Genomic DNA, 23,691 nt, shown 5'->3' with positions numbered 1-23,691 from the left:
GTACGGCCTCCGGCGATCGTCTCACCTCACCGACGGCGTCGCCAGGCGGTGCTGGGGCTGCCGGGCAGGTGGGTTGGGTTGTCCGTCCGCAGGTCACTGGCGGATGTGGGTTTCGATGGCTGACGCGCGTTGTTCGATGGGGGCGGGTGGGACGTCGATCAGCTCGTAGCCGTGGGATCGGTACACCTGCTCGTGTATGCGGGCGAAGGTTAGGGATTCCTCGAGCGTGATTCGGCGGGCTGCGGTGGGGGTGACGAAGCCGATCGGGTGGATCAGGAAGACCTGCCGTTGGTAGACGTTCTCGCGCTCTATGCGGTCGATTGCCGCCTTCAGCGCTGTTGGGACTGTGCGCTGCAGGTAATGGGCCAGGGCCAGGGTGCATAGCGGGGAACGGTCATAGATCTGGATAACGGTGTCAGGGGCGTTCTGCTGGCGTTCTTGTTGGGTCTGGAGGACCTCTTCTAGGAATCCGGGGCCGTTCCAGGGCTCTTGCTCACCGCGGGCCTGCCTGTCGGCGATGACGTCGGTGGCGGCCTCGTCGACGACTGTGAGTCCGCGGGCCCTCAAGCGGTGGGCGATCGTGGTCTTGCCTACGCCCGGCGCCCCGGTCAGTACGTACCGGTGGGGGCGTACGGGTTTGTCGGTTGGGTTGGGCTTTTGGGTCGTGCTCACTGGTGCGTGCTCCTTGGTCGCTGATGCGGAAGCTGACAACGGGTTTTGGGCAGGCTGATGGACCTCGCGTTGAGGAGGGTGTTTGCCTTGCTCGCTCAGGGGCGCCGGGTAGGCGGGGTGATCAGGCGAGTTGGCTAGCGGCGGGGATGGGGCGGCGGAGGAGCCATTGCCAGAAGGTGCGGCGGGGGTGCCTGACCGTGATGGAGCTCTGGTGGGCCTCGCCGGTTACGTGAACGCGGAGCCGGACTTGTGGGGTGGTGGCTCGGGCGCGGTTCTTTACGCTGGCGCTGCTTACCGAGACGTCGTCCAGGTCGACGTGGACGTCTGGCGGGACCACGAGGGTTACGGAGCCGCTGTGGACTGAGGCGTCGATCTCGAGGGTGGGCAGCGTGATCACGGCGGTGGTGAAGTCGAGGTGGACGGAACCGCTGGCGCACTGGATCTCCAGGCGCTGCGGGACCGTCCAGGGGCCTTCGCGTCGGGCTGTCGCGCTGTTGACCGCGATGCGCGAGATGTCCTTGGTGGTGGTGGTGGCTGGCTCGGCTTCGGCCGGGAGGTCGGTGAGGAGGGCCTCGAGTTCGCCGTAGGTACGGGCCGTGAGGGCGGCTTCTAGGCGTTCGTCCAGCTCGTCGGCGTTCAGGCGGCCGTCGCCGGCGGCGATGCGGAGGCGTTCCACGGCCCGGTCCCGGTCCTCGTGAGAGGCACGGAGTTTGCCGCGATCGGGCACCAATTCGCCGGGCATGGATTCACTGTAATCGCGTGTCTATGGATTGAGGTCGCAAGTGGCAAGCCAGTAGTACGGGAGCTCGGTCCAGCTGAGGTCGGTCCCGATGTCCGTACGGAACTGGGCTTCGGTGGGGAAGTTCTTGAGGATCTCGTACGTGCGCCCGTCGGTGAGGGTGCGCTCCTGGTAGGTGTCGCCGGCGGCGGTCGTACGGGAGATGGGGGTGCTGCTCCCTGGGACGTAGCGGTTGTCCAGGGCGATCATGGCCGTTCCGGGGTTGAGGCGGGATCGCAGGCCTTCCAGGAAGCGCGGGACGTCCTCGCGGAGAATGTGGGACCAGAAGAAGCCGATGAAGACGGCGTCGAAGTCTCCCGGGACCTCGGTGAGGGCGTAGGCGTCGGCGGTCTGGAAGGTGACCTGGGCCGGGCCGTACTGCCGGGCGCGGGCCACCTCTAGCGGCTGATCGTTGAGGTCGGTGGCGGTGACGGTCGCGGCGGACGTCGCCAGCGTTCGGGTCCAGTAGCCGGTGCCTGCGGCGATCTCCAGTACGCGGCGGCCTTCGACCAGGCGGGGCAAGGCCGCGTGGAGGCGAGCCAGGTCGTTCTGGCGTTCGGGCTTGGCGTAGATGGCGTCGTATTCGCCGGCGCGCTCTTGGTAGTACTCGGGCAGGTTGGACATGGAACCCTCCTGTTCCGGGGGTCCGTGCAACCCAAGATTCGAGGCTAGCGCAGGCGCTGGGGGTCAGGTCTGGTCGGTCACGGTGTCGACCACGACCGTACGGTGGCTGACCGTTTTGTCGAAGTTGAGGAGAACGGCCTGGGCCTCCGGCTCCACGACCGCCGATGTCGCGTCGGCGCCGGCGAAGGCGTGGATGGCCTCGAAGGACTCCCAGAGGGTGATGACCTCCAGCTCCACCTGGCCTTCCGCGTCTTGGCGGAGGAGGTACGCGCCTCGATGGCCGTTCAGGCTGCGGAGCGCGGGCAGGACGGAGCCGGTGAAGTGCTCCCGGTAGGCGTCCGCTCCGTCGGGGGTGGCGGTCGCGCGCCAGACTCTGGCGATCATCGGGGCTCCTTGGTCCAGGTGCTTGCGCAAGATCACAGCCTGTCTGCGATATCCCATCTTGTCCTCGTAGAACGGCAGCGACAGCTCACCGCCCAGATTGGTGTCGGTGAGCGCCACGGTCGCGCCATGTCCAGGTCGCGGTGCAGTCGCCAGCGGCCGTCAGGGTTACTGGCTGGTGGTCTTGACCGGACGAACGACCAGGATGACGCGGCTGTCCTTGTCGCCGACGGGGCGCTGGTACTCGAGGCCGTAGCGCTGGGCGAGGACGTCGAAGAAGTTGCCCTCGGGGTCCTGCTCGATCGACTCGACGAGGCCGCGGATCTCCAGGTAGCGGTACGGCTTGTCCGGGTCGTTCACCGAGATCGACACGTGCGGGTCGGCGACCACGTTGCGGTGCTTCTGGCGATCGGTGGTCGTGGTGAAGCGCAGCACCTCACCGTCCCAGATCTGCCAGATGGGCTGCACCTGCGGCGCCCCGTTGGGACCGATCGTCGCAAGATGAACGAACAGCGGGCGGATCAGCAGGTCCTCATGGCTTTCAGGGATCATGCAGACAAAAGTACCCGCAGGAGCGCCGCCGTCCAGGGATGGGGCTAAGCGGCGGGCGGCCTGGGGCCCTGGGACTAGGCGTGGGGTCTGAGGCTAGGCCTGGGGTGCTGCGGCTTGGGTTCTGAGGGTGTCCATGACCTTGAGGATGGCGATGGTCTCGTCCAGGGGCATCTTGGGGGATTCGAGGAGGCCGGCACGGAGGCAGCGGGCGACCTCTATGGCCTGGTAGGTGTAGCCCTGGCCGTTCAGGGTGACGCTGTACGTCTCGGGCTCCGAGCCTGGACGGTGAAGGGTCAGCGAGTTCGGGTGCCAGAAATCGGGGATGTGGATATGCCCGGCCGTTCCCACGATGGTGGCCGACTGGGGAGAGTCCGCCAAAAGCCCGCAATGAAGCAGAGCCACGGCGCCGCTAGGGAAACCGAGCGTGATTGCGGTATTGGCGTCCACGCCGGTAGGGGCCGGGGTGGAGATGACGTTGACCCGGTCGGGCTGGCCCATCAGCATCCAGGTGAACGACAAGGGGTAGATCCCCAGGTCGAGGAGTGCGCCGCCGGCCAAGGCGGGTGCCCATGCGCGGTGTTCCGGGTCGTACGGGAACGCGGCGCTGAAGTCGGCGTAGATGGCCTGGATTTCACCGATCGCCCCTGAAGAGACCAGAGTCCGTAGGTGGTCGATGACCGGGTTGAAACGGGTCCACATCGCCTCCAATGCAAAGAGGCCGCGTTCCCGGGCAAGGGCAACGGTCTCGGTCGCCTCGGCGGCGGTCACGGTGAACGGCTTCTCTACGAGAACAGCGCGTCCGGCCTCCAGGCATAGCCGAGCGTTGGAAGCGTGCAGGTTATGGGGTGTGGCGATGTAAACGACGTCCACCTCGTCGTCCGCGGCCAGCTCGGCATAGGAGCCGTACGCGCGGGTCACGGAATGGCGGTCGGCGAAGGCCTCCGCGGTGTCCTTGGAACGCGAGCCGACCGCCACGACGGCATGGTCGGGCAGGCGCAACAGGTCCTCGGTGAACACGCGGGCGATCGTGCCCGTGCCCAAGATCCCCCATCGGATCGGCTCCATCACGGCCTCCTCGTAAGCTGCCTTGCGTGCTGCTCAGTTCGCGCTCGTTCGCCGAATATGTGGCGATGTTCTCGCTCTCACAGGCTGATCTGGAAGGGTTTGTCCTGGATTGTGCTGGGGGAGCGTCCAGCTTCACCGCCGAACTCGGCGCGGCAGGGGGTCGCGGCCTCGCCGTTGATCCGCTGTACGCCCAGGCCGCGAGCTTGGCGGAACGGATCGCGGAGGACAGCGTTCACCTGGGCGCGATGCGTCTGGACGCGCAGGAGAGCTTCACCTGGGACTGGTACGGCTCGCCCGAAGCCTTCCTGGACGTCCGGGCCGCCGCCGCACAGCGTTTCTTGAACGATGTGCAAGAACGACCCGGCCGCTACATAGCGGGCAGCCTGCCGACCCTCCCGCTCCGCGACAACAGCGTGGACCTCGTGCTGTCGTCGCACCTGCTGTTCACGTGGGCCGACCCGTTCGACCAGGCCTGGCACAAGGCGGCGCTGCTGGAGATGGCCAGGGTCGCGCGACGCGAGGTACGCGTCTATCCGCTCGTACGCCGCGGCCCAGGCGACCCGGTCGCCTTCCTCAACCCGCTGCTGAACGCCCTGAACGCCTCGAACGACCCGAGCGCCTCGAACGACCCGAGCGCCTCGAACGACCTGAACGGCCCGAGCGCCGTGAACGACCTGAACGGCCCGAGCCACAACGATCTGAACGGCCCGAGCCGCCACAACGTCCTGCGAGCCGAGCTGCGGCCAGTGCAGTACGAATTCCAGCGCGGCGCGACCGAAATGCTGGTCGTTCAGTCGTCGTCCTCGCCCTCGTAGGCGTCGAGCAGTTCCCGCCTGAGCAGGTCCGTCCGTACGACAAGGGCACCGAGCAGTTCCTCGTCGTTCAGGCCGTCCGTCGTCCGGAACGCCCATGACGCGCGGCCCTCCTCGTCGAGGCATTTGACCAGCACGACCGCGGCGAGCGCCGTCCAGCCGGTCGGTAGCGGCACGAGCCGCATGCCCGCCAGGGCCTCACCGATCTCGATCGCCTTTTCCTCGTCGTCCGGCATGCTCCCCCGATCATCATCGTCCCCGGTCAGCCATATGCCCGCCAGACCGAGGCCACGAACCTGTCCTCGAACGAGTCGCACATTATCGGTATTTGTGCAGGTCAGGGTGACCCCTTGCTTTACATGCCCGGGGTCATCTGTTCTGATCGGCTCATGGTCGAGGTGCCTGCGCAGCGCAGGCAGAGCAGGCGGAATCGGCTCGCCCGCTGGCTGCTGAGCGGCTGGCGGCCCCGCTGGCGGCAGGTCGTGAATCTGCTGTGGGCCTGGTTCCTGGGCGTCCTCGTGCTGTCCGCCATCATCGCGATCCACGGCGGGATATCGGCCCGCACCCCGGCGAGCGTCGTGGCCGCCGTACTGATCATCGCCATCGTGGACGCCGTGCTGCGGCCCGTCCTCACCGCCCTCGCGGTGGCGCTCTCGTGGTTCGGGGTGTTCGCGATCGGGCTGTTCACCCAGGCGATCGTCGGCTACGTCGGCCTGACCCTCGCGCCGGGCATCGACGTCAACTCGTTCTGGGACGCGATCGGTGCCGCGTGGCTGTACGCGCTGTTCGCCACGATCCTCAGCTGGCTCCTCGCCGTCGACGCCGACGACGCGTTCATCGGCCACTGCGTCCGCCAGGCCACGCGCGGCCGCGGCGTGATCGAACCCAGTGACATGCCCGGCGTGGTGTTCGTGCAGCTGGACGGCGTTCCGCGGCCGGTCCTCGACTGGGCGCTGAACGCGGGGAACCTCCCCAACCTGTCGCGCTGGGTCCGTTCCGGCGAGCATGTCGTACGGGGCTGGACGGCGCGCGTCCCCTCGACCACGCCGGTCTCGCAGGCCGGCCTGCTGCACGGCTCGACCGAGGGCATCCCCGCGTTCCGCTGGTACGAGAAGGACGCCGGGCGGATGCTCGTCGCCAACCGGCCCGCCGACGCCGCCGAGATCGAGTCCCGGATCTCCGACGGCCGCGGCCTGCTCGCCGACGACGGCGCGAGCATCAGCAACCTGTTCTCCGGCGACGCCGCCGTGAGCCTGCTCTCCATGAGCGGCGCGTCCGGCCGCCGCCGCGACGCCCTAGGACCGTCGTCCTCCTACGCCTCGTTCTTCACGCACCCGTTCGGCTTCAGCCGTGCGCTCATCCTGACCGTCGGCGAAATGGCCAAGGAGCTCTACCAGGCCCGCCGCCAGCGCAACCTCGGCATCGAACCCCGCATCCGCCGCGGCGGCTCGTACGTCCTCCTGCGCGGTGTGACGAACGTGATGCTCCGCGACCTCAACGTGGCCCTCGTCGTAGAGCAGCTCATGCGCGGAACCCGTTCCGTCTACGTGGACTTCGTCGACTACGACGAGATCGCCCACCACGCCGGACCGGTCCGCGCCGAATCCCTGCGCGCTCTCGAAGGTCTCGACGAGGTCCTCGGTCAGCTCGAACGTGTCGCGGCCCAGGCTCCCCGCCCGTACGCTTTCGTGGTCGTGTCCGACCACGGTCAAAGCCAGGGCGCCACCTTCCGGCAACGCTACGGCCTGCCCCTGGAGGACCTGGTCCGCGACCTCATGGGCGGCACGGCCCAGATGCAAACCGCCACAGGCACGTTCGAGGAGTGGGGACCGGTCAACACCTTCCTCAGCCAGCTGACCGAACAGGAAAGCGTCAGCGCCGGCATAGCCCGCCGCGTCCTCCGAGACCGCGCCCGCACCGGCCTGGGCCCCACCCACGGGACGGACGGCAGAGCACAAGCAAAGCCGCGCACCGCGCAGGCCGTTGTAGCCCTCGATGATGAGAACGCCGCTCAGCCCCTAGCAGGCGACGGCCGTTCCGCCATACGCCAGAACGAACCGCCCGCCGCACATGACGGTGACGCGCCCGCCGCCCGTGCCGACGAGGCGCCTTCCGTACGCGCGCATGAGCAATCCGCCGCCCAGACCGCACCTGCCGTACGCGGCAACGAGACACCTGCCGTACGCGGCAACGAGACACCTGCCGTGCAGCAGGAACGCCCTGAGGTTGTGGTCGCGGCCTCGGGCAACTTGGGGTTGGTCTACTTTCCCCGCGAGCCCGGCAGGCTTACCTACGAGCAGATCGAACGTCTCTGGCCGGGCATGGTCGGGGCGTTGGCCAACCATCCGGGAATCGCGTTCGCCGTAGTGGAATCAGAAACAGGCGGGCCGATCGCGGTGGGCCGGGACGGCATCCACCATCTGGTCGACGGCACGGTCGACGGCTCCGATCCGCTTGCGGACTTCCCTGCCAACGCGGCCGCCGACATGCTGCGGGTGACCCGGCTCGACCATGCGCCTGACATCTACCTCAACAGCATGGTGGACGAGGCGACGGGCGAGGTGGCGGCGTTCGAGGAGCTGGTCGGCTGCCACGGGGGACTGGGCGGCTGGCAGACCGAGGCGATGCTCGTTCACCCCGCAGACTGGCCGGTGCCCGCTGAACCGCTGGTCGGCGCGGAGGCGGTGCACCGGTTGTTCGTAGGCTGGTTGGAACGGTTGGGTCACCGCAAAGGACTGCAATGAGTTCGGGCATTACCTGGTGGGGCCATAGTTGCGCCACTGTCGATTACGACGGCGTGCGATTGCTCACCGATCCCCTGCTCACCAGCCGGGTCGGGCACCTCTACAGACGCCGCGGGCCCTTGCCAAGGCTTGAGGCACGCGCGGCGGACGCGGCGCTGATTTCGCACATGCACGCCGACCACCTGCACATCCCATCCCTACGGATGCTGCCGGAGACCACCGTGCTGGTCGCCCCAAGCGGCAGCCGCGCGCTCCTGCCGGACGACCTGGCAGAACGCTGCGTCGAGCTAGAACAAGGCAAGGAAACCGAAGTCTTCGGAGTCGGCGTAAGAGCCGTACCCGCCAAGCACAGCGGCCGCCGCCACCCCTGGTCACGCCACAGCGCACCCACCCTCGGCTACGTGGTCACAGGCAACAAACGCGTCACCTGGTTCGCGGGGGACACCGACCTCTTCGACGGCATGGCAAACCTAGGCCGCCTAGACGCCGCCCTGCTTCCCATAGGCGGCTGGGGACCGACCCTAGGACCAGGCCACCTGGACCCCGAACGCGCTGCCGAAGCAGTCCGCCGCAGCGCCCCCGAAGTAGCCATCCCCATCCACTACGGCACCCTCTGGCCAGTAGGCCTGGACAAGGTCCGCCCACAGCTGTTCCTAGGCCCCGAGCAGGAATTCGCCCGCCGCGTAAGCGAGGCCTCCCCCGACACCCGAGTCCGCATCCTCGGCCCAGGCGAAACCGCAGACCTGACCCCCTGACCCCTGTGGCAATGAGGCGGGGTGGCGGTTAGCTACGGCCTGATGGTCCGCCCGTCGAAATCGACGAACGACAGGCAGCGGCAACTTGAGGTTGCCGCTGCCTTTAAGTGGTTAGTCGGTGGAGGCGAGGGTTTCTAGGACTTGTTCGCCGTACTTGGCGAGTTTGTTCTCGCCTACGCCGCTGATCTTGCCTAGCTGGGCCAGGGAGGATGGGAGGGCGGTGGCGATTTCGCGGAGCGTTGCGTCGTGGAAGATGACGTACGCGGGGACGCCCTGTTCCTTGGCCGTGGCGGCTCGCCAGGCGCGGAGGCGTTCGAAGAAGGGGGCGGCCTCGGCGGGCATGTCGGCGGCGGCCTTGCGGGAGGACGACGACGACTTGCCGGCCTTGGGTGCGGCGCGTTCGGGCTCGCGGCGCAGGCTGACCTTGCGGCGGCCGCCCAGTACGTCGCCGCTGGTGTCGGTCAGGACGAGAGCGCCGTAGTTGCTCTCGACGGCCATCAGGCCTTGGGCGAGGAGCTGGCGGACGACGCCGCGCCATTCGTTCGCGGACAGTTCGGTGCCGATGCCGAAGACGCTGAGGTTGTCGTGGTCGAACTGGATGACCTTGGCGTTCTTCTTACCGAGCAGGATGTCGACGATGTGGCCGGCGCCGAACTTCTGGCGGCGCTCGTTCTGCAGCCGCCAGATCGCAGAGAGGACCTTTTGCGCGGCGACCGTTCCGTCCCAGGACTCGGGTGGGGTGAGGCAGGTGTCGCAGTTGCCGCAGGGCTCACCGGTCTGGCCGAAGTAGTTGAGCAGCTGCACGCGGCGGCATTCGACGGTCTCGCATAGCGCGAGCATCGCGTCGAGGTGGGTGCGCATGCGGCGGCGGTGGTCGTCGGTGCCCTCGGACGTGTCGATCATTTTGCGGAGGTTGACCACGTCCTGCAGCCCGTACGCCAGCCAGGCGGTCGAAGGCAGGCCGTCGCGACCGGCGCGGCCGGTCTCCTGGTAGTAGCCCTCTACTGATTTAGGCAGGTCGAGATGCGCGACGAAGCGGACGTCGGGCTTGTCGATGCCCATGCCGAACGCGATGGTGGCGACCACGACGAGGCCGTCCTCGCGCAGGAACCTCGACTGGTTGGTGGCGCGTACGCGCGCGTCCAGACCCGCGTGGTAGGGAACGGCCTCGATTCCGTTCTCCACGAGCCAGTCGGCGGTCTTTTCCACGGAAGCGCGCGACAGGCAGTAGACGATGCCCGCGTCCCCGGCGTGCTCGCTGCGGAGCAGGGACAGCAGCTGGCGCTTCGGGTCGCTCTTGGGTTCGATGCGGTACTGGATGTTGGGCCGGTCGAAGCTCGCCACGAAGTGACGTGCCTTCTCCAGGTCCAGCCGGGTCGCGATCTCCTCGCGGGTGGCCTGGGTGGCAGTCGCGGTGAGTGCGATCCGCGGAACGTCCGGCCAGCGTTCGTGCAGCCCGGAAAGCATCAGGTAGTCGGGCCGGAAGTCATGCCCCCACTGGGACACGCAGTGCGCCTCGTCGATCGCGAACAGCGAGACCGTGCCGCGCTCCAGCAGCCGTACGGTCGACTCCACCCGCAGCCGCTCGGGCGCCAGGTAGAGCAGATCGAGATCGCCCGCGACGAACTGCGCCTCGACCACGCGCCGCTCGTCCATGTCCTGCGTGGAGTTGAGGAACCCGGCGCGCACGCCGAGCGCCTGCAGCGCGTCCACCTGGTCCTGCATGAGCGCGATCAGCGGCGAGATCACGACGCCGACGCCCTTACGGACGAGCGCGGGGATCTGGTAGCAGAGCGACTTGCCGCCGCCGGTCGGCATCAGGACCAGCGCGTCGTTCCCCTCGACGAGGTGATCGATGATCTCCTGCTGGTCGCCGCGGAACGAGTCGTACCCGAAGACGCGCTGCAGCGCCTCCAGGGCGCTACCGACCTCGCGCGCCTGAACGGGCGGCGCCTCCGCGGGCGCCTCGTAGGCCTCGTACTCGTCGTACGGCTCCGGCGGCAGATCGTACGGATCGGGATCGGGCTCCGGAGGCAGGCCTGCCTCGTACGGATCGTTCGGGCCGGGTCCGGTCTCGGGGGAAGCCACCGAGCCATCCTAATGACAACCCGCGCCCGCGATCCGCGTAACCATCCCGCGCAAACCCCACCAATCGAGCAGCCGCCCCAGTACGGCCGACCCGTTCGGCGAAGGCGTCCAGGTCAGGTGGTTAGACGGGCGCGTCCAGGCCGGAGATTACGGCGGGGGTGACGTCGTCCAGGCTGGTCGCCACGTAGGCGGCCAGGGCCAGCGCGTCGGAGGCGGGCGGATAGCGGGGGTGCGGGACGGCGATCACGCGCATGCCCGCTGCCGATGCGGAACGCAGGCCATTGCTGGAGTCCTCGATCGCGGCGCAGAGCTCCGGCGGCACCTCGAGCTGCCTGGCCACGGCGAGATAGCCGTCGGGCTCGGGCTTGCCACGGTCGACCTCCTCGGTCGACACGGTGGCCTTGAAGAGGCTCGCCACCCCGATCCGGCCGAGCACCAGGTCGATGAGGGCGCGCGGCGACGAACTGCTCAGCCCGAGGGACCAGTCCTCGGCCATCCGCCGTACCGCCTCGGTCGCGCCGGGCATCAGCGGCAGCTCCTCGGCGTAGCGGCGGCTCATGCGGTCGATCACCTCGTACGCCACGTACTCGGTGCTCAGGTCGCCGATCAGGTCGCTGCCGAGGTAATCGGCCCACTCCTCGGTGCTCATGCCCATCAGCCGGTCCTGGGTGTCGGGGCGCCACTGCCCGCCGTGGTCGGCGACGAAGGCGCGGCGCACCTCCTCCCATACCGGTTCGGAGTCGATCAGCACCCCGTCCAGGTCGAACACGACGGCTCTCACGGACATGGTTCTCCCTCCTCCGGCTGTGATCAGTACCCGGTCGGGCCCGCCGGAACCCCGTCACTTGGACCCCACAGATCCCTCATACCCCGCCCTGACCAGCTGTTATCCGACAAAAGAGGCATAACGGGCCATCTCTCTGGCAAGGTGGAGGCGCTCCAACCCCTGCCTCCGGAGTTTCTGGAGAGGAGACTTGGCATGGTGTTCCTTGGACTCGTCCTGGTCGTGGCGGCCGTCGGCGCCGGTGTCGGCGTTGCCATGGAGAACGCTGGAAGCGCGGATCTGACCGTCTACGGAGAATCCATACCCGGCATCACGAGCCAGTGGCAGGTGTTCTTCGCGGGCGCCGGCCTTGCCGTCGTCTTCATGCTCGGCCTCATGGTCACGTTCGCCGGCATGGGCCGCATGATGCGCACCCGCCGCGACCTCCGCTACCTGCGCGAGGAGCACGAGGAGTCGCTCACCACCCTGGAGATGGAGAAGCGCCAGCTCCAGCGCGAACTCGCCCGCTTCCGCCAGGCCGGCGGCTCGGCGGCCCGCCCCGGCCCCGCCCGTCAGGCCCCTGCTCCCGCACCCGCCCCGGCCCCCGCCGCCGCTCCCGCCCGTTCCGGCTCCCGCTCCCAGATCTCCGCGGCCTCCACCTTCTTCGACCGCGCCGACTAGCCACCCGCCCGTTCCGCCGCGGCACCCCGTCGCTCGGGCCGCGTCCGCCCCGGCACCCTGTCGCCCGGGCCGCGTCCGCCCCGGCACCCTGTCGCCCGGGCCGCGTCCGCCCACGCACCCTGTCGCCCGGGCCGCTCCCGCGCCGGGCACCCGCAGCCCCGGCCAGCCACCCCGGCCCGACCGTCCCAGCCCAGCTGCCCCGGGCGCCGGCCGACCCAGGCCGACTGCCCTTCGGGGCCGCCCATTTCCGAGCCGCCCGTCTCCCCTCGGCCGCTCACCGATCTGGGCGCCCCTCTGCCCCAGGCGCCCCGCCTGGGGTCGCCCGCGCCCTCAATTCGCGCCCCAGCCCAGGGCTGTCTGCCGCTCCGGCCCGCCCGCCGTGCGGATCTTCGTCGCCCGGGTCTCCCCGCTCCAGGCCTCTGGCCTGGGGGAATGGGGGGCGGGTCCTCCGTGGGCTTGGTGGGGGATGGTTCTTGGAGATGAGTTGGGGGCGGGGCGATATCGCCGCGCAGGGGGATGGCGGGGGGCATAGGGGCACACCATGATCGTGGTGTGCGGATACTCCTCAAGATAGGCATCACCGCCGTGGCCTTGTGGGCGGCCACCGCGCTGATCCACGGGATCACGGTCTCCGGTCAGACCGGGGCCAAGCGCGCGCTGACGCTGGTCGGCGTGGCGGTGATCTTCGGCCTGATCAACGCCATCATCAAGCCCATCGTGAAGACCCTGGGGTGCGCGTTCTACGTGCTCACGCTGGGGTTGATCGGGCTGGTGGTGAACGCCCTCCTGCTGCTGCTCACCAGCAATCTGGCCGAGCGGCTCGAGCTCCCCTTCCACGTGGACGGGTTCTGGCCCGCCTTCTGGGGCGCCATCGTCGTCGGGCTCGTGGGCTGGGTTCTCAGCCTGGTGCTCGACAGCGACGACGACGACTGACGCCCGACGCAAAGACCCGTACGAGGCCCGGCGCGATCCTCCCCGCCCGGGCCTCGTCGGCCGTCATAGGCCCGTCATGGGCCCAGTGCCCGTACGAACGGACCGTTCATCAGCCGCTCGTCGGTGTACGCGGGCGGGCGGTGGCCGGGGTCGCCGATCAGCAGCCAGTCGCGCGCCCGTACGGCGCCGATGAGGAAGTCGGCGTCGGTCAGGCGCCCGGCGTCCAGTACGACCAGCGCCTCGAAGTCCACGTCCGCGAACGGCGCGGCGGCGATCGCCACGGGCGTTCCGCAGATCAGGTCCGCCCTGGCCAGCAGATCACGCACCGGAACGAGCGGATCGGGCGACTCCAGATAGCCGGACAGCAGGTCGATCTGCTGCATGGCGCGGTTCTGGTGGGAGGCGAGCAGGTCCGGCGGGGCCGCCGAGGGCTCCAGTCCGGAGATCTGCCGGACGTTATCGCGGGAACGGGCCTCCGCTTGAGTCGCGGCCTCGATCTCCGCCTCGCGCGCGGCACGTTCTGACTCGGCCTCCGCGCGCAGCCGCTCAAGCTCGGCGGACGCGGCCTGGACGCGTTCAATGGCGGCCACCGACTCCAGCCGGGCCTGCTCAGCCGCGCTCAACGCCTCCTGATGCGCCTGTTTGGCCGCGGCCAGGCGTTCTTCGGCGTGCCGGGCGTGCTGCTCGGCGTGCCGGGCCTGCGTGCTCGCCTGGGTGGCCAGGTCGACGGCCTCGGCCGCACTCCGCGCCAGCTCCTGGTGCTCCATGTCGGCCGTCTCGCGTTCGGCCGCGAGGCGGGTGAGATCGGCGGTCAGCTTCTCCTGCGCCGCACGCGTCGCCGTGAGCTGGGCTGCGCCGCCCGACACGAACCCGTCCAGCCCGGCCCGGTGCATCTCGGCCTGCTCGGCGGCCTCATTGGACTGGCGCGCACGTACGGCGGCCTCGTCCGCCTCGCGCGCACGGGCCTTCACCTCGGCCCGCAACTGCTCCAGCTCCGGCGGCGCTGAGGCCACGTGCAGGCGCTGCGTGAGCGTCCGCTTGCGGCGTTGCGCGGACAGGGCCGATTCCGCTGACACGAGCCTGTAATAGCGGGCGTGCCCGTCTGCCGCGGATTCCGCCGCCTCGGCCGCCAGCCGTTCGGCCTCTTCGGTGGCGCGAGGCAGATCCTCACGCGCCCGCGCCAGGTCGGCGGTGAGGGACTGCTCGCGCTGCTGCGCGGCGGTCAGCTCGGCCTGGGCGTGGCCGGCCTGCTGGTCGATCTCTGCGCACTTCGCGTACGCCACGTCCGCCGAACGCGTGTCCTCCCGGGCCGCGACCGCCGCCCGTTCGGCCAACTGCTGCAGCCGGTCGGCTTCGGCACGCGGCCCCTGAACGGCCTTGGCGAGCGGCTTCTCCTCCTCGGCGAGGCGCTTGCGCTCTTCCTCGGCCTCCTCGACCGCCTGCTCGGCAATGCTGATCTGTGCCCGGAGCTCCTCGACCTGGCCTTCCAGCTGGTTGATCTCGGCCGCCGCCTGGGTCTGCCCGCGTTCATGCTCGGTACGCAGCGTCGCGAGCGTCCCGGCGTCCCTGGGCCACTGCTCCAGCCACAACATCTCGCGCTGGAACTCCTTGGCCTCGGCCCGCCACGCCTTACGCCACGCATCACCGACCGGCCTGGCCAGCGCCCCCGACACCAGCTCCTCCGGCGCCTGTCCGTCCGCCGCGCTCTCAGGCTGAACGGGGTCGACCCGTACCGCGAAGGCCTCCGGGCAGGCCTCCAGGGCCTCCTCGACCTGCTCCATCGTCGGCGCGAACACCAGCACCCGGCCCTCGGCCTCCGCGACAGCCTCCCGTACGGCCTCCGCGAACCCCTCACCCGTGACCACCTGCGCCCGCGTGGCAGAAGCAGGCGCGACCAGCAGCCGGGCGAGCTCCTCCCAATCCCCGGCGACGCGTTCCTCCCGCAGGGCCCGCAACGCCTCCAGATGCCCAGCCCAGCCGACCGCGTGCCCGTCCTGCTCCCGCAGCCGAACCTCCAGCTGCTCGTAGATCTCCGTCAGCGGCCCGTACGCATCCCTGACCAGCCCCCGCAGCTCCTCAGCCGACACCGCAGGCTCGCCCAGGGGAGTCAGATCACTCACCGTCGGCGACTCATCCGCAACCGGCACGCCTTCCACCGGCGTAACGGGCTCCGCCCCGGACGCCTCACCCGGCACGCCCTCCGCAGCCTCGCCGACCGCGAGGTCCCCCACGGTCGGTGGCTCAGCCTCGCCGAGCCCGCCCTCCCTCATCGCCGCGAAATCCCCCACCGTCTCCGGCTCGGATTCGCTCGCAGGCGCGGGCTCGTCCGTGGCAGCGGGCTCGGCCGCGTGCCCGCCGGGCGCCGCGTGCCCGCCGGGCAGCGCCCCGCTCGGCGCAAGGTCACCTGCCGTCGGCGGCTCGCCTTCCGCCGGAGTCACAGGCTCTTCCACGAACTGGCCGGACGCAGAGGCGGGCGCCTCACTCGGCGTGGCTTCAGGCGCTTCCGCAGGCTCACCCACAGACTCGCCTAGTCCGGCGGCCGGGGCGGGCTGAGGGGTGCGCGGCCCCCAGCTCGACGCGGGCTCATCCGTGGCAGCGGGCTCGGTCGCGCCTTGGCCGGGCGGCTCCTGCCACTCGAGCACGGCAGCGTCCAAGGCGGCGTCGCCCACGGCCGGCGGCTCGGGCGCGGTCCCGGTGGGACCGCGTTCGGGCTCGGGCGGCACGGTCATGGGCGGAGCGGGCTCGTCCGTGCCTGCCGGCTCGGGGAGTGCGGGGGTTGGGTCGGGTGGGGTGGGGGGTTCTTGGTCTTCGGGGAGGGTGGGGAGTGCCTGGGTGGGCTCTTCGCCGGGGGACGTCGGTGGGTCGGTGACCTTCGGCCATTCGAAGGTGCCGTTGCTGCCGGGCTCCGGGCGGCCTTCGTTCGGCTCTCGCACGTGGCCTTCCCCCGTTTCGTGATCGCCTCGTGGGCAGTGTTCCCCTCCTGCTCCGGACTAACGTCTCACAGGTTTTCGATCATCGGTGGCCCGCGAGCATCGCGTGGTGATCGATGCCATCGTGATCCTCGGGGTCGGGGTGGACGATCGCGCCGGTCAGGCGGGGTAGGGCGTGGAGCAGGTTGTGTTCGGCCTCCACCGCGACCCTATGGGCCTCGACGACGGTCGTGGCGGGGTCCACGACGACGTCGCACTCGGCGCGGAGGCGGTGGCCGATCCAGCGGAGGCGTACGCGGCCGACGGCCAGGACGCCGGCGGTGTGGGCGAGGGCGTGTTCGGCCTGGTCAACGAGGGCGGGGTCGACGGCGTCCATGAGGCGGCGCCAGACCTCGCGGGCCGCCTGGCGCAGGACGAGCAGGATGGCGACGGTGATGAGGAGGCCGACTACGGGGTCGGCCCATGTCCAGCCGATCGCGACACCTGCGATGCCCAGGAGGACGGCCAGTGAGGTGAAGCCGTCGGTACGGGCGTGGAGGCCGTCGGCGACCAGGGCGGCGGAGCCGATGCGGCGGCCTACTCGGATGCGGTAGCGGGCGACCAGTTCATTGCCCGCGAAGCCGACCAGGGCCGCCAGGGCGACGGCCGGGAGGTGGGAGATCGGCTGCGGGTCGGCCAGGCGCTGGATCGCCGCGTACCCGGCGGCCAGGGAGGAGGCGGCGATGGCCAGCACGATGGCGACGCCCGCCAGATCCTCGGCGCGGCCGTAGCCGTAGGTGTAGCGGCGGGTCGGCGGGCGTTTGGCGAGCATGAACGCGATGCCGAGCGGTACGGCGGTCAGCGCGTCCGCGCCGTTGTGCAGGGTGTCGCCCAGGAGCGCGACGGAGCCGGAGAGGGCGACGACGACCGCCTGGACGAGCGTCGTCGCCCCGAGTCCGGCGAGCGAGATCCACAGGGCCCGCATGCCTTCGGTGCTCGATTCGAGCGCCGAGTCGACCTTGTCCGCGGCCTCGTGCGAGTGCGGTCGTAGGTGCGTCAACCGGTGCTTGTGCTCGCTCATAAAGCCAACGATGACTCAGAGATCGGATTGCAGCATCTCGACAACAACGCACCCGCCGCAGGCGCGACAGGGCCGCATTTAGTGGGGGTTGGTGGCGAGCAGCTCCGCGAGCAGGTCGTCGAGCGTCACGATCCCGCTGAACTCGGCGTTCGGACCCGTCACCACGGCCAGCTGGGCGCGGTCGCGGCGGAGCCGGGTGACCGCGTCCAGAACGGTGGTGCCGGACGTGAGCGCGGGCGCCGGGGTGGCCAGGTCGGCGGCGCTGCGGGTGGCGTCCGGCGCCGTGATGGCCGCGCGCACGTGCACGATGCCGACGACCGCGCCGCCCGGGTCGCGGACGACCAGGCGGCTGTGGCCGCGCGCGTTGGCGGTACGGCGGACCTGCGCGGCCGTGGCGTCCGCGTCGATGACGGTGACGCGGGCCGCCGGAACGACCAGGTGGTCGACGGTGATCTCGCGGGCCGAGATCGCGCGGCCGAGCAGCTCGTGGTCGCGGCGGTCGATGAGGCCGAGGCGCCGCGACTCGCCCAGCAGGTGGGTGAGGCGCTGCGCGTCGGCATGGCTGTCGAGCTCGTCGCGCGGGGTGACCCTTATGAGCCTCAGCAGGCCGTTGGTGGTGCCGTTCAGGAACGCCAGAACTGGGCGGGAGACCTTCGCGAACGCCCGGAACGGCAGCGCGAGGATCATCGCGGACCGTTCGGGATGCGCGATCGCCCACGACTTGGGCGCCATCTCCCCCACGACCATGTGGAGGAACGTGATGACCGCCAGCGCGGTGGCGAGCGCGATGGCCTTGGTGCCCGCCTCCGGAACGCCGACGGCGTGCAGGGGCGGCTCCATGAAGTGCTCGAACGCGGGCTCGGTCACGATGGCCAGGCCCAGCGAGCACATGGTGATGCCGAACTGCGCGCCGGCCAGCATCAGGGACAGTTCCCGGATCCCGGACACGGCCGCCCCGGCGGCGCGGCTGCCACGGGCCGCGGTCCGTTCGAGCTGGGGACGGTTGGCCGCCACCAGCGCGAACTCCGCGGCGACGAAGAACCCGTTCCCGATCAGCAGCAGAACGGTGATCAGCAGCGAGGTCAACGGGTCCACGACGCCTCCTGACCATCGGCCTCGGAGACCAGGGGTGCGGCGTTGAGCGCGGTCACCGGCCCCGGCGCCACCGCCGAGTCAGGCGGCGGCGAAGCGATCGGCACAGCCGGAGGCAGCGTCTCGGCGACCGTCGCCCCGATCCCCACAGGTGAGGCGGGGACGGGTGCGCCGTCGATGGGGACGGGTGCGCCTTCGATGGGATCGCAGGCGGGGAGGACGGGTTGCTCCTCGTTCGTCAGGGGGCGCAGGCGGACCTGGTGGGCGACGCGGCGGACGACGGTGACGACCTCCAGCTCGACCCGGCCGGCCGCGGCGGCGTCGGCGTCGAGGTCCACGACGACGCGGTCGCCGGGGGAGGGAAGGCGGCGGAGCTCTGCCATGACCAGGCCGCCGAGGGTGTCGTAGGCGTCGCTCTCGGGGAGGTCGAGGCGGGTCATGCGGGCGATCTCGTCGATGCGCATGCCGGCGTCGACCAGCCAGGAGCCGTCGGCCTCGGTGCACGGGGCGGCGTCGCGGGCGTCGGTCTCGTCGGTGATCTCGCCGACGAGTTCCTCGGCGATGTCCTCGAAGGTGAGGATGCCGGCCAGGCCGCCGTACTCGTCGACCACGCACGCGAACTCCTCGCCGGAGTCGCGCATGTGCTCGATCACCCCGTACAGCGGCTGGCTGCCGGGGACCAGCAGGGCCGGGCGGGCCAGTCGGCCGATCGGGGTCGTGGGGTCGACAGTGTCGTCGGCGACCTCGCGCACCCCGGCGACGCCGACGATGTCGTCGACCTCGGTGCCGTACACGGGGTAGGCGGTGTGGCCGGTGTCGCGGATCAGCTCGATCAGCTCGGCCACGGTCGCGTCGGCGGGCAGGGCGTCGACCTGCGGGCGCGGGACCATGACCTCGTCGGCGGTGAGGTCGCCGAACGACAGGGCGCGTTCCAGCAGCCCGGACAGGTCGGCGGGCAGGTGGCCCTCGCGCTGCGAACGGCCGATGATCTCGGCGAGCTCCTCCAGCGTGGCGCCGCTGTGCAGCTCCTCGACCGGCTCGACGCCGACCAGCCGCAGCAGGCGTTCGGCCGTACGGTCGAACATCCGGACCAGCGGCCCGGCGACCGTCAGGTAGATCAGCGTGGACCGGGCCAGCCAGCGAGCCAGCGACTCGGCACGGGCGAGCGCGAGGTTCTTGGGGAACAGCTCGCCCAGCAGCATCTGGATCAGCGTGGCCAGCACGAACCCGGTGGCGAGCGCGATCGCGTCGACCGCGCCGGACGGGACGCGGGCCAGGTCCAGCAGCGGCTCGATCAGCTCGGCGAGGGCGGGCTTGGCGATGAAGCCCACGACCAGGGTCGTCATCGTGATGCCCAGCTGGGCGCCCGAGAGCATGAACGAGAGGCGGCCGATGACCTTGAGGGCCCGGGCGGCCCCGGGGTCACCCTGCTCGGCGGCCTGCTTGAGCCGCAGCCGGTCGGCGGCGACGAACGCGAATTCCTGAGCGACGAAGTATCCGGTGGCCGCCGTCAGCAACAGGACGGCGAGGACGCCGAGTGCGGCGGTCAGCACGATGCACCGGGTCTATGACTGGGGTCCGACACTGCGGACTCTCAACTCCCTCTCGATCGGTTTCGACGTCACTGATGCGTCTCACTATGCGCAAACGTCACCCCACACCAGGTCGTTCCCGCAGCACAAGGAGACGCGGCGTGATGATCCCCTCAACTACCCAGCGCGAAGGGGCATTCCGGGGCGAGGAGGGCGAATCACAGTAGCGGTTCCGTTTCACGTTCGGAACAGGGGCCTCATCCTCGTACAACGGGCGCTTGTCCAGAAAAGTGTCACCGATCACACTATTCGGAAAGGGTGTGCCCGAACCTGGTGTGGCCGGAGCTTCCAGGCCGCTCTGGCAACGACGCCTTACGACGCCAAACGCGCCTTATACGCCTTACGGGGACAGGTGGACGTCTACAGGGATACGGGGACGGAAACGCAAGGAAGGCACCGAACGCGGGGTCAAGGTGAATGAGAGCGGGCCTGGGGCGGCGGCCGCGCCCATGAGTCGTGAAGGGGTCGACCACGCCCTCGTCGGGCTGCGCGAGGAGCAGCAGCGGATCTCCACGTCCCTTCTCGATCTCGACAGTCATCACGGTTACCGGCTGCTGCACGGCGCCCGCCTGGCCGGGGACACCTGGCGCCGCTGGGACGAGGCGCAGACGCGCATCGCCCTGCTGTGGCGGCTCTTCGACGCCTACCAGCGGGTCCTGGACGCGGCGGCGCAGCAGCGTGAACGCATCGGACGGCGTGCCGATCATGACGCGCTGCGCCGGCTCACCTGGTTGCTCACGGGTCCGTCGGTGGAGCTGCCCGGCGGCGAGGTCCCGCTGGAGAAGCGGACGCTGCTCGGCCCGGCCAAGGAACGGGCGACGCTCGACGAGGCCGTCGACATGATGTCCACGGCGTACGACAGGGCCGCCGACGTGATCGCGGCGGCCGACGCCGCGTGGAGCGCCCTGCTCGTTCCGCTGGAGGCGGCGGAGGAGAGCTGGCGCGAGACGGCCAGGATCGGCCAGTCGCTCGATGACGTCCGGCACCCCGAGCTCGACCGGCTCGGCCGCGAGCTCACCGCCCTCGGCCGGCTCGTCCGCACCGACCCGCTGTCGCTCGTCCGCGACGGCCGGCCCGACACCTCGCGCCTGGACCGGGTGCGCGCCGCCCTGGACGGCCTGCGCGCCGAGTTCGCCGAACTGGCCGGCCTGCGTGACGGGTTTCCCCAGCGCGCGGCCGGTCTGCGGGCGACGATTGAACGTGTCGAGGCCGTCGAACGAGAGGCGCGCGATGCCCGTGAGACCGCGCTCGTGAAGATCGAGAACGCGACCGTGCCGGAGCCGCCCGCGCAGGGGACCGCCCTGCGCGAACGCCTCGCCGCGCTCGACGCGCTCCGCGAGGAGTGCCGCTGGTCCGAGCTGGCCCGCCACACCGAGGAGCTCGACCGCGCCGCCGCGCAGGCACTGGAACAGGCCGGCCACAGCGTGCGTCTCAGTACCGGGCTGCTCGACCGCAGAGGGGAGCTGCGCGGCCGTCTGGAGGCTTACCGGGCGAAGGCCGGACGGCTCGGATTCGCCGAGGACGAACTGCTGACCCGGCTCCACGGGGAGGCTCGCGAGCTGCTGTGGACGGCGCCCTGCGATCTGCGCAGGGCCACCGCCGCGGTGGCGGAGTACCAGCGCGCGCTCAGGGCGTGCGAGAAGGAGACGCGGAGGGCTTGATGACGCCATGCACCCAGCCCGGCTGCACGGGCACCGTCCAGGCGGACGGCTTCTGCGATCTCTGCGGCATGGCCCCGCCCGTCGCGCACGAGCCCGCGCCGCCCACCACCGTCCAGCCCTCCGTCGCCAACGGAGCCGCGGGCGCTGGGGGCGTGCCGCACCCGGCCCCGCCGACGATCGCGTCCGCCGTTCCCGCCAAGCCCTACTCGGTGGCCGCAGGCTCGGTGATCCCGTCACCTGAGTCCGGGGGAACGGGCGGATCGGCGGGCTCAGCGGGCTCGCAGCCTTCCGGCGGCAGCTCGGGCTCGGGCCGCACCGCCTCGCGCGGTTCCTGGCGAACGTACGGAACGGGCTCGACCGGCGCCGCACGCCGGGGCATGCTCGGCGCCGGGCTCGTCGACGTCCCGCCCGTGCCCTACCGCGACCCCGCCTCGGCGATCATGGAACGGCCCGAGGTGCCGGAGAACCGCCGCTACTGCAGCCGCTGCGACGAGCCGGTCGGCCGCAGCCGCGAGGGCCGTCCCGGCCGTACGGAGGGCTTCTGCCGCAGCTGCGGCAACCGCTTCTCGTTCACGCCCAAGCTCCAGAAGGGCGAGCTGATCGGCGGCCAGTACGAGGTGCTGGGCTGCCTGGCGCACGGCGGGCTCGGCTGGATCTACCTGGCCCGCGACCACAACGTCAGCGACCGCTGGGTGGTGCTGAAGGGCCTGCTGGACACCGGCGACGCCGACTCGCTCGCCGCCGCGACCGCCGAACGCGCGTTCCTGGCCGAGGTCGAGCACCCCAACATCGTCAAGATCTACAACTTCGTGCAGCACGGCGGCACCGGCTACATCGTCATGGAGTACGTCGGCGGCCAGTCGCTCAAGGACATCCTCCTGCTGCGCCGCAAGGAGGCCGGCGAGGAAGGCTCGCTGCCCCTCGGCCAGGTCATCGCGTACGGCCTGGAGGTGCTGCGCGCCCTCGGCTACCTGCACGGCGTGGGGCTGCTCTACTGCGACTTCAAGCCCGACAACGCCATCCAGTCCGAGGAGCAGCTGAAGCTCATCGACCTCGGTGGCGTCCGCCGCGCGTTCGACGCCAACAGCCCGATCTTCGGAACGCCCGGCTACCAGGCCCCCGAGATCGCCGACCGCGGCCCGTCGGTCACCTCCGACCTCTACACGGTCGGCCGTACGCTCGCCGTGCTGAGCTTCCCGTTCCGCGGCTACACCGGCCGCCACCTGCGCAGCCTCCCGCCGCGCCTTGAGGTACCGCTGCTGGAGCAGCACGAGTCGTACTACCGCCTCCTGCGCCGCGCCACCCACCCCGACCCCGCGCTGCGCTTCCAGAGCGCGCCGGAGATGGCCGAGCAGCTCACCGGTGTCCTGCGCGAGGTTCTCTCGTCCGAGGACGGGCTCCCCCGCCCCGCGCCGTCGACCCTCTTCGGCCCCGAGCGCTACGCCGCCGGCACCGAGATCACCGACGTGGCCACCGAGCCCTCCGACCCCGCCCCCAACGGCTCCACCCCACCCGCCCAAAACCCCGCTCCCGCTCCCCTCAACGCAGGACGACCCGCCTCCAGCGCAACATCGAACGGCAAGACCCGGGTCCTGGCTCCCCTGAACCCGGCCGAGGCGGCCGCGGCTCTGCCCGTTCCGCTGGTGAACGACGCGGACCCGGCGGCGGGCTTCCTGGCCGGGCTCACCGCGCGCGACCCCGGAGCCCTGGCCGTCGCGCTGGTCAACCCGGTCGTCCCGTCCGTCGAGGTCAGCCTCGCCCTGGCCCGCGTACGGATCGAGCTGGGCGACCAGTCCGACGCCGCGCGCCTCCTCGAAGGCATCGCCGCCGAGCACCCCGACGACTGGCGTGTCGACTGGTACCGGGGCGTCGCGGCCCTGCGCGGCCGCCGCTTCGACGAGGCCATCCGGATCTTCGACGACCTGTACGACCTCATGCCGGGGGAGATGTCGCCCAAGCTCGCCCTCGCCTTCGTGCACGAGTGCCGTGGCGCCGCCGAGGCGGCCGCGCACTCCTACGAGATCGTCTGGCGCACCGACCCGACCTACGTGAGCGCCGCGTTCGGGCTGGTCCGAGTGCGCCTCGCCGCGGGTGACCGGGCGGGCGCCGAGCAGGTGCTCGACTCCGTGCCGCCGATCTCCAGCCACTACCTGGCCGCGCAACTGGCCGCCGTGGCGACGGTCGTACGAGGCCGAGGTCCGGGCGAGCTGAACGCGAACGCGCTGGTCGAGGCAGGTCAGCGCCTGGAGACGCTCAGGCTCGACACCGAACGCTACGCGCGCTTCGCCGCCGAGGTCCTGGAGGCGGCGCTGGCCTGGGTGCGTACGGCACCACCCGGCGCGGCGGCACCTCAGGTCTCGCTGCTCGGCGCTCCGGTCACCGAGACCGCGCTCCGGCGCAAGCTGGAGGCGACCTACCGCCTCCTCGCCCGGCTCGCCGACCGTTCCGACGACCGCCACGAGATGGTGAAACGGGCCAACTCCGTACGACCGAGGACGCTGTTCTGAT

Annotated in this window: 20 protein-coding genes; 7 read left to right on the top strand and 13 right to left on the bottom strand. The window is 70.5% G+C overall.

Annotated features, from left to right (window positions below):
• Nucleotides 1-93: 93 nt before the first annotated feature.
• The 6 genes from J4573_RS19405 to J4573_RS19380 all read right to left on the bottom strand — a co-directional run bounded on the left by J4573_RS19405 (nucleotide 94) and on the right by J4573_RS19380 (nucleotide 4,072).
• On the bottom strand, nucleotides 94-672 hold the full coding sequence (locus J4573_RS19405) for an AAA family ATPase (protein ID WP_208257142.1): 579 nt from the start codon (nucleotides 670-672) through the stop codon (nucleotides 94-96).
• A 121-nt stretch (nucleotides 673-793) separates the two neighbouring features.
• Nucleotides 794-1,414: a DUF1707 SHOCT-like domain-containing protein gene (locus J4573_RS19400; RefSeq protein ID WP_208257141.1), complete on the bottom strand. Its 621-nt coding sequence runs from the start codon at nucleotides 1,412-1,414 to the stop codon at nucleotides 794-796.
• A gap of 21 nt (nucleotides 1,415-1,435) precedes the next feature.
• A complete protein-coding gene (locus J4573_RS19395) occupies nucleotides 1,436-2,074 on the bottom strand; it encodes a class I SAM-dependent methyltransferase (protein WP_208257140.1) in 639 nt (212 codons plus the stop codon).
• Between the two features lie 63 nt (nucleotides 2,075-2,137).
• Nucleotides 2,138-2,575 (bottom strand): antibiotic biosynthesis monooxygenase family protein, encoded by a 438-nt coding sequence (locus tag J4573_RS19390; protein ID WP_208257139.1) that lies wholly within the window; start codon nucleotides 2,573-2,575, stop codon nucleotides 2,138-2,140.
• A gap of 48 nt (nucleotides 2,576-2,623) precedes the next feature.
• Nucleotides 2,624-3,007 carry a PPOX class F420-dependent oxidoreductase gene (locus J4573_RS19385; RefSeq protein WP_208257138.1) on the bottom strand — a complete coding sequence of 128 codons (384 nt, stop codon included), beginning with the start codon at nucleotides 3,005-3,007 and terminating at the stop codon, nucleotides 2,624-2,626.
• A gap of 93 nt (nucleotides 3,008-3,100) precedes the next feature.
• The gene (locus tag J4573_RS19380) at nucleotides 3,101-4,072 is read right to left on the bottom strand and encodes a Gfo/Idh/MocA family protein (RefSeq protein ID WP_208257137.1); all 972 of its coding nucleotides are present in this window, start codon (nucleotides 4,070-4,072) and stop codon (nucleotides 3,101-3,103) included.
• 26 nt (nucleotides 4,073-4,098) lie between these two features.
• Between J4573_RS19380 and J4573_RS19375 the strand changes: the two genes are divergently transcribed.
• Nucleotides 4,099-4,887, top strand: a complete 789-nt coding sequence (locus J4573_RS19375; RefSeq protein WP_208257136.1) for a methyltransferase domain-containing protein — start codon at nucleotides 4,099-4,101, stop codon at nucleotides 4,885-4,887.
• On the opposite strand, the gene J4573_RS19370 is transcribed toward J4573_RS19375, so the two are convergent.
• Nucleotides 4,863-5,120, bottom strand: coding sequence for a hypothetical protein (locus J4573_RS19370; RefSeq protein WP_208257135.1), 258 nt, complete (start codon nucleotides 5,118-5,120; stop codon nucleotides 4,863-4,865). The two genes, J4573_RS19375 and J4573_RS19370, sit on opposite strands and share 25 nt — an antisense overlap.
• Before the next feature lie 153 nt (nucleotides 5,121-5,273).
• Here J4573_RS19370 and J4573_RS19365 point away from each other — a divergent pair, with 153 nt between their 5' ends.
• A complete protein-coding gene (locus J4573_RS19365; RefSeq protein WP_208257134.1) occupies nucleotides 5,274-7,628 on the top strand; it encodes a phage holin family protein in 2,355 nt (784 codons plus the stop codon).
• Nucleotides 7,625-8,383: an MBL fold metallo-hydrolase gene (locus J4573_RS19360; protein WP_208257133.1), complete on the top strand. Its 759-nt coding sequence runs from the start codon at nucleotides 7,625-7,627 to the stop codon at nucleotides 8,381-8,383. Before J4573_RS19365 ends, J4573_RS19360 begins: the two co-directional genes overlap by 4 nt.
• 111 nt (nucleotides 8,384-8,494) lie before the next feature.
• On the opposite strand, the gene recQ is transcribed toward J4573_RS19360, so the two are convergent.
• Entirely contained in the window at nucleotides 8,495-10,471 is a 1,977-nt protein-coding gene (recQ, locus tag J4573_RS19355) for a DNA helicase RecQ (protein ID WP_372442851.1), read from the bottom strand.
• Between the two features lie 121 nt (nucleotides 10,472-10,592).
• A complete protein-coding gene (locus J4573_RS19350; protein WP_208257132.1) occupies nucleotides 10,593-11,258 on the bottom strand; it encodes an HAD family hydrolase in 666 nt (221 codons plus the stop codon).
• 192 nt (nucleotides 11,259-11,450) lie between these two features.
• On the opposite strand from J4573_RS19350, the gene J4573_RS19345 reads away from it, so the two are divergent.
• Nucleotides 11,451-11,915 (top strand): hypothetical protein, encoded by a 465-nt coding sequence (locus J4573_RS19345; protein ID WP_208257131.1) that lies wholly within the window; start codon nucleotides 11,451-11,453, stop codon nucleotides 11,913-11,915.
• Nucleotides 11,916-12,467: 552 nt separating this feature from the next.
• Complete coding sequence (locus J4573_RS19340; protein WP_208257130.1) at nucleotides 12,468-12,848, top strand: phage holin family protein; 381 nt, start codon at nucleotides 12,468-12,470, stop codon at nucleotides 12,846-12,848.
• A gap of 74 nt (nucleotides 12,849-12,922) precedes the next feature.
• On the opposite strand, the gene J4573_RS19335 is transcribed toward J4573_RS19340, so the two are convergent.
• From J4573_RS19335 to J4573_RS19320, 4 genes are all read right to left on the bottom strand, one after another.
• Complete coding sequence (locus J4573_RS19335) at nucleotides 12,923-15,781, bottom strand: hypothetical protein (RefSeq protein WP_208257129.1); 2,859 nt, start codon at nucleotides 15,779-15,781, stop codon at nucleotides 12,923-12,925.
• Between the two features lie 79 nt (nucleotides 15,782-15,860).
• Entirely contained in the window at nucleotides 15,861-16,838 is a 978-nt protein-coding gene (locus J4573_RS19330; protein ID WP_208257128.1) for a cation diffusion facilitator family transporter, read from the bottom strand.
• A 78-nt stretch (nucleotides 16,839-16,916) separates the two neighbouring features.
• Complete coding sequence (locus J4573_RS19325; protein ID WP_208257127.1) at nucleotides 16,917-17,933, bottom strand: hemolysin family protein; 1,017 nt, start codon at nucleotides 17,931-17,933, stop codon at nucleotides 16,917-16,919.
• Nucleotides 17,921-19,483: a CNNM domain-containing protein gene (locus J4573_RS19320; RefSeq protein ID WP_307796711.1), complete on the bottom strand. Its 1,563-nt coding sequence runs from the start codon at nucleotides 19,481-19,483 to the stop codon at nucleotides 17,921-17,923. Before J4573_RS19320 ends, J4573_RS19325 begins: the two co-directional genes overlap by 13 nt.
• A gap of 488 nt (nucleotides 19,484-19,971) precedes the next feature.
• Between J4573_RS19320 and J4573_RS19315 the strand changes: the two genes are divergently transcribed.
• Together J4573_RS19315 and J4573_RS19310 are read left to right on the top strand one after the other, a co-directional pair.
• Nucleotides 19,972-21,183, top strand: a complete 1,212-nt coding sequence (locus tag J4573_RS19315) for a hypothetical protein (RefSeq protein ID WP_243773227.1) — start codon at nucleotides 19,972-19,974, stop codon at nucleotides 21,181-21,183.
• Nucleotides 21,183-23,690: a serine/threonine-protein kinase gene (locus J4573_RS19310; RefSeq protein WP_208257126.1), complete on the top strand. Its 2,508-nt coding sequence runs from the start codon at nucleotides 21,183-21,185 to the stop codon at nucleotides 23,688-23,690. The genes J4573_RS19315 and J4573_RS19310 overlap by 1 nt, the downstream gene beginning before the upstream one ends.
• The last annotated feature ends 1 nt before the right edge of the window (nucleotide 23,691 follow it).

Origin of the sequence: Actinomadura barringtoniae, assembly GCF_017573505.1 — a bacterium.
Classification (GTDB): domain Bacteria; phylum Actinomycetota; class Actinomycetes; order Streptosporangiales; family Streptosporangiaceae; genus Spirillospora; species Spirillospora barringtoniae.
The sequence above is the reverse complement of the archived record's forward strand: the minus strand, read 5'-3'. Positions and strand labels throughout refer to the sequence as shown.

What these genes read in the sequence shown, in the direction of transcription:
- J4573_RS19380 (WP_208257137.1), bottom strand. Translation starts at nt 4,072, where the DNA reads ATGGAGCCGATCCGATGGGGGATCTTGGGCACGGGCACGATCGCCCGC.
- J4573_RS19360 (WP_208257133.1), top strand. Translation starts at nt 7,625, where the DNA reads ATGAGTTCGGGCATTACCTGGTGGGGCCATAGTTGCGCCACTGTCGAT.
- J4573_RS19315 (WP_243773227.1), top strand. Translation starts at nt 19,972, where the DNA reads ATGAGTCGTGAAGGGGTCGACCACGCCCTCGTCGGGCTGCGCGAGGAG.
- J4573_RS19365 (WP_208257134.1), top strand. Translation starts at nt 5,274, where the DNA reads ATGGTCGAGGTGCCTGCGCAGCGCAGGCAGAGCAGGCGGAATCGGCTC.
- J4573_RS19395 (WP_208257140.1), bottom strand. Translation starts at nt 2,074, where the DNA reads ATGTCCAACCTGCCCGAGTACTACCAAGAGCGCGCCGGCGAATACGAC.
- J4573_RS19370 (WP_208257135.1), bottom strand. Translation starts at nt 5,120, where the DNA reads ATGCCGGACGACGAGGAAAAGGCGATCGAGATCGGTGAGGCCCTGGCG.
- J4573_RS19345 (WP_208257131.1), top strand. Translation starts at nt 11,451, where the DNA reads ATGGTGTTCCTTGGACTCGTCCTGGTCGTGGCGGCCGTCGGCGCCGGT.
- J4573_RS19385 (WP_208257138.1), bottom strand. Translation starts at nt 3,007, where the DNA reads ATGATCCCTGAAAGCCATGAGGACCTGCTGATCCGCCCGCTGTTCGTT.
- J4573_RS19350 (WP_208257132.1), bottom strand. Translation starts at nt 11,258, where the DNA reads ATGTCCGTGAGAGCCGTCGTGTTCGACCTGGACGGGGTGCTGATCGAC.
- J4573_RS19330 (WP_208257128.1), bottom strand. Translation starts at nt 16,838, where the DNA reads ATGAGCGAGCACAAGCACCGGTTGACGCACCTACGACCGCACTCGCAC.
- J4573_RS19400 (WP_208257141.1), bottom strand. Translation starts at nt 1,414, where the DNA reads ATGCCCGGCGAATTGGTGCCCGATCGCGGCAAACTCCGTGCCTCTCAC.
- J4573_RS19310 (WP_208257126.1), top strand. Translation starts at nt 21,183, where the DNA reads ATGACGCCATGCACCCAGCCCGGCTGCACGGGCACCGTCCAGGCGGAC.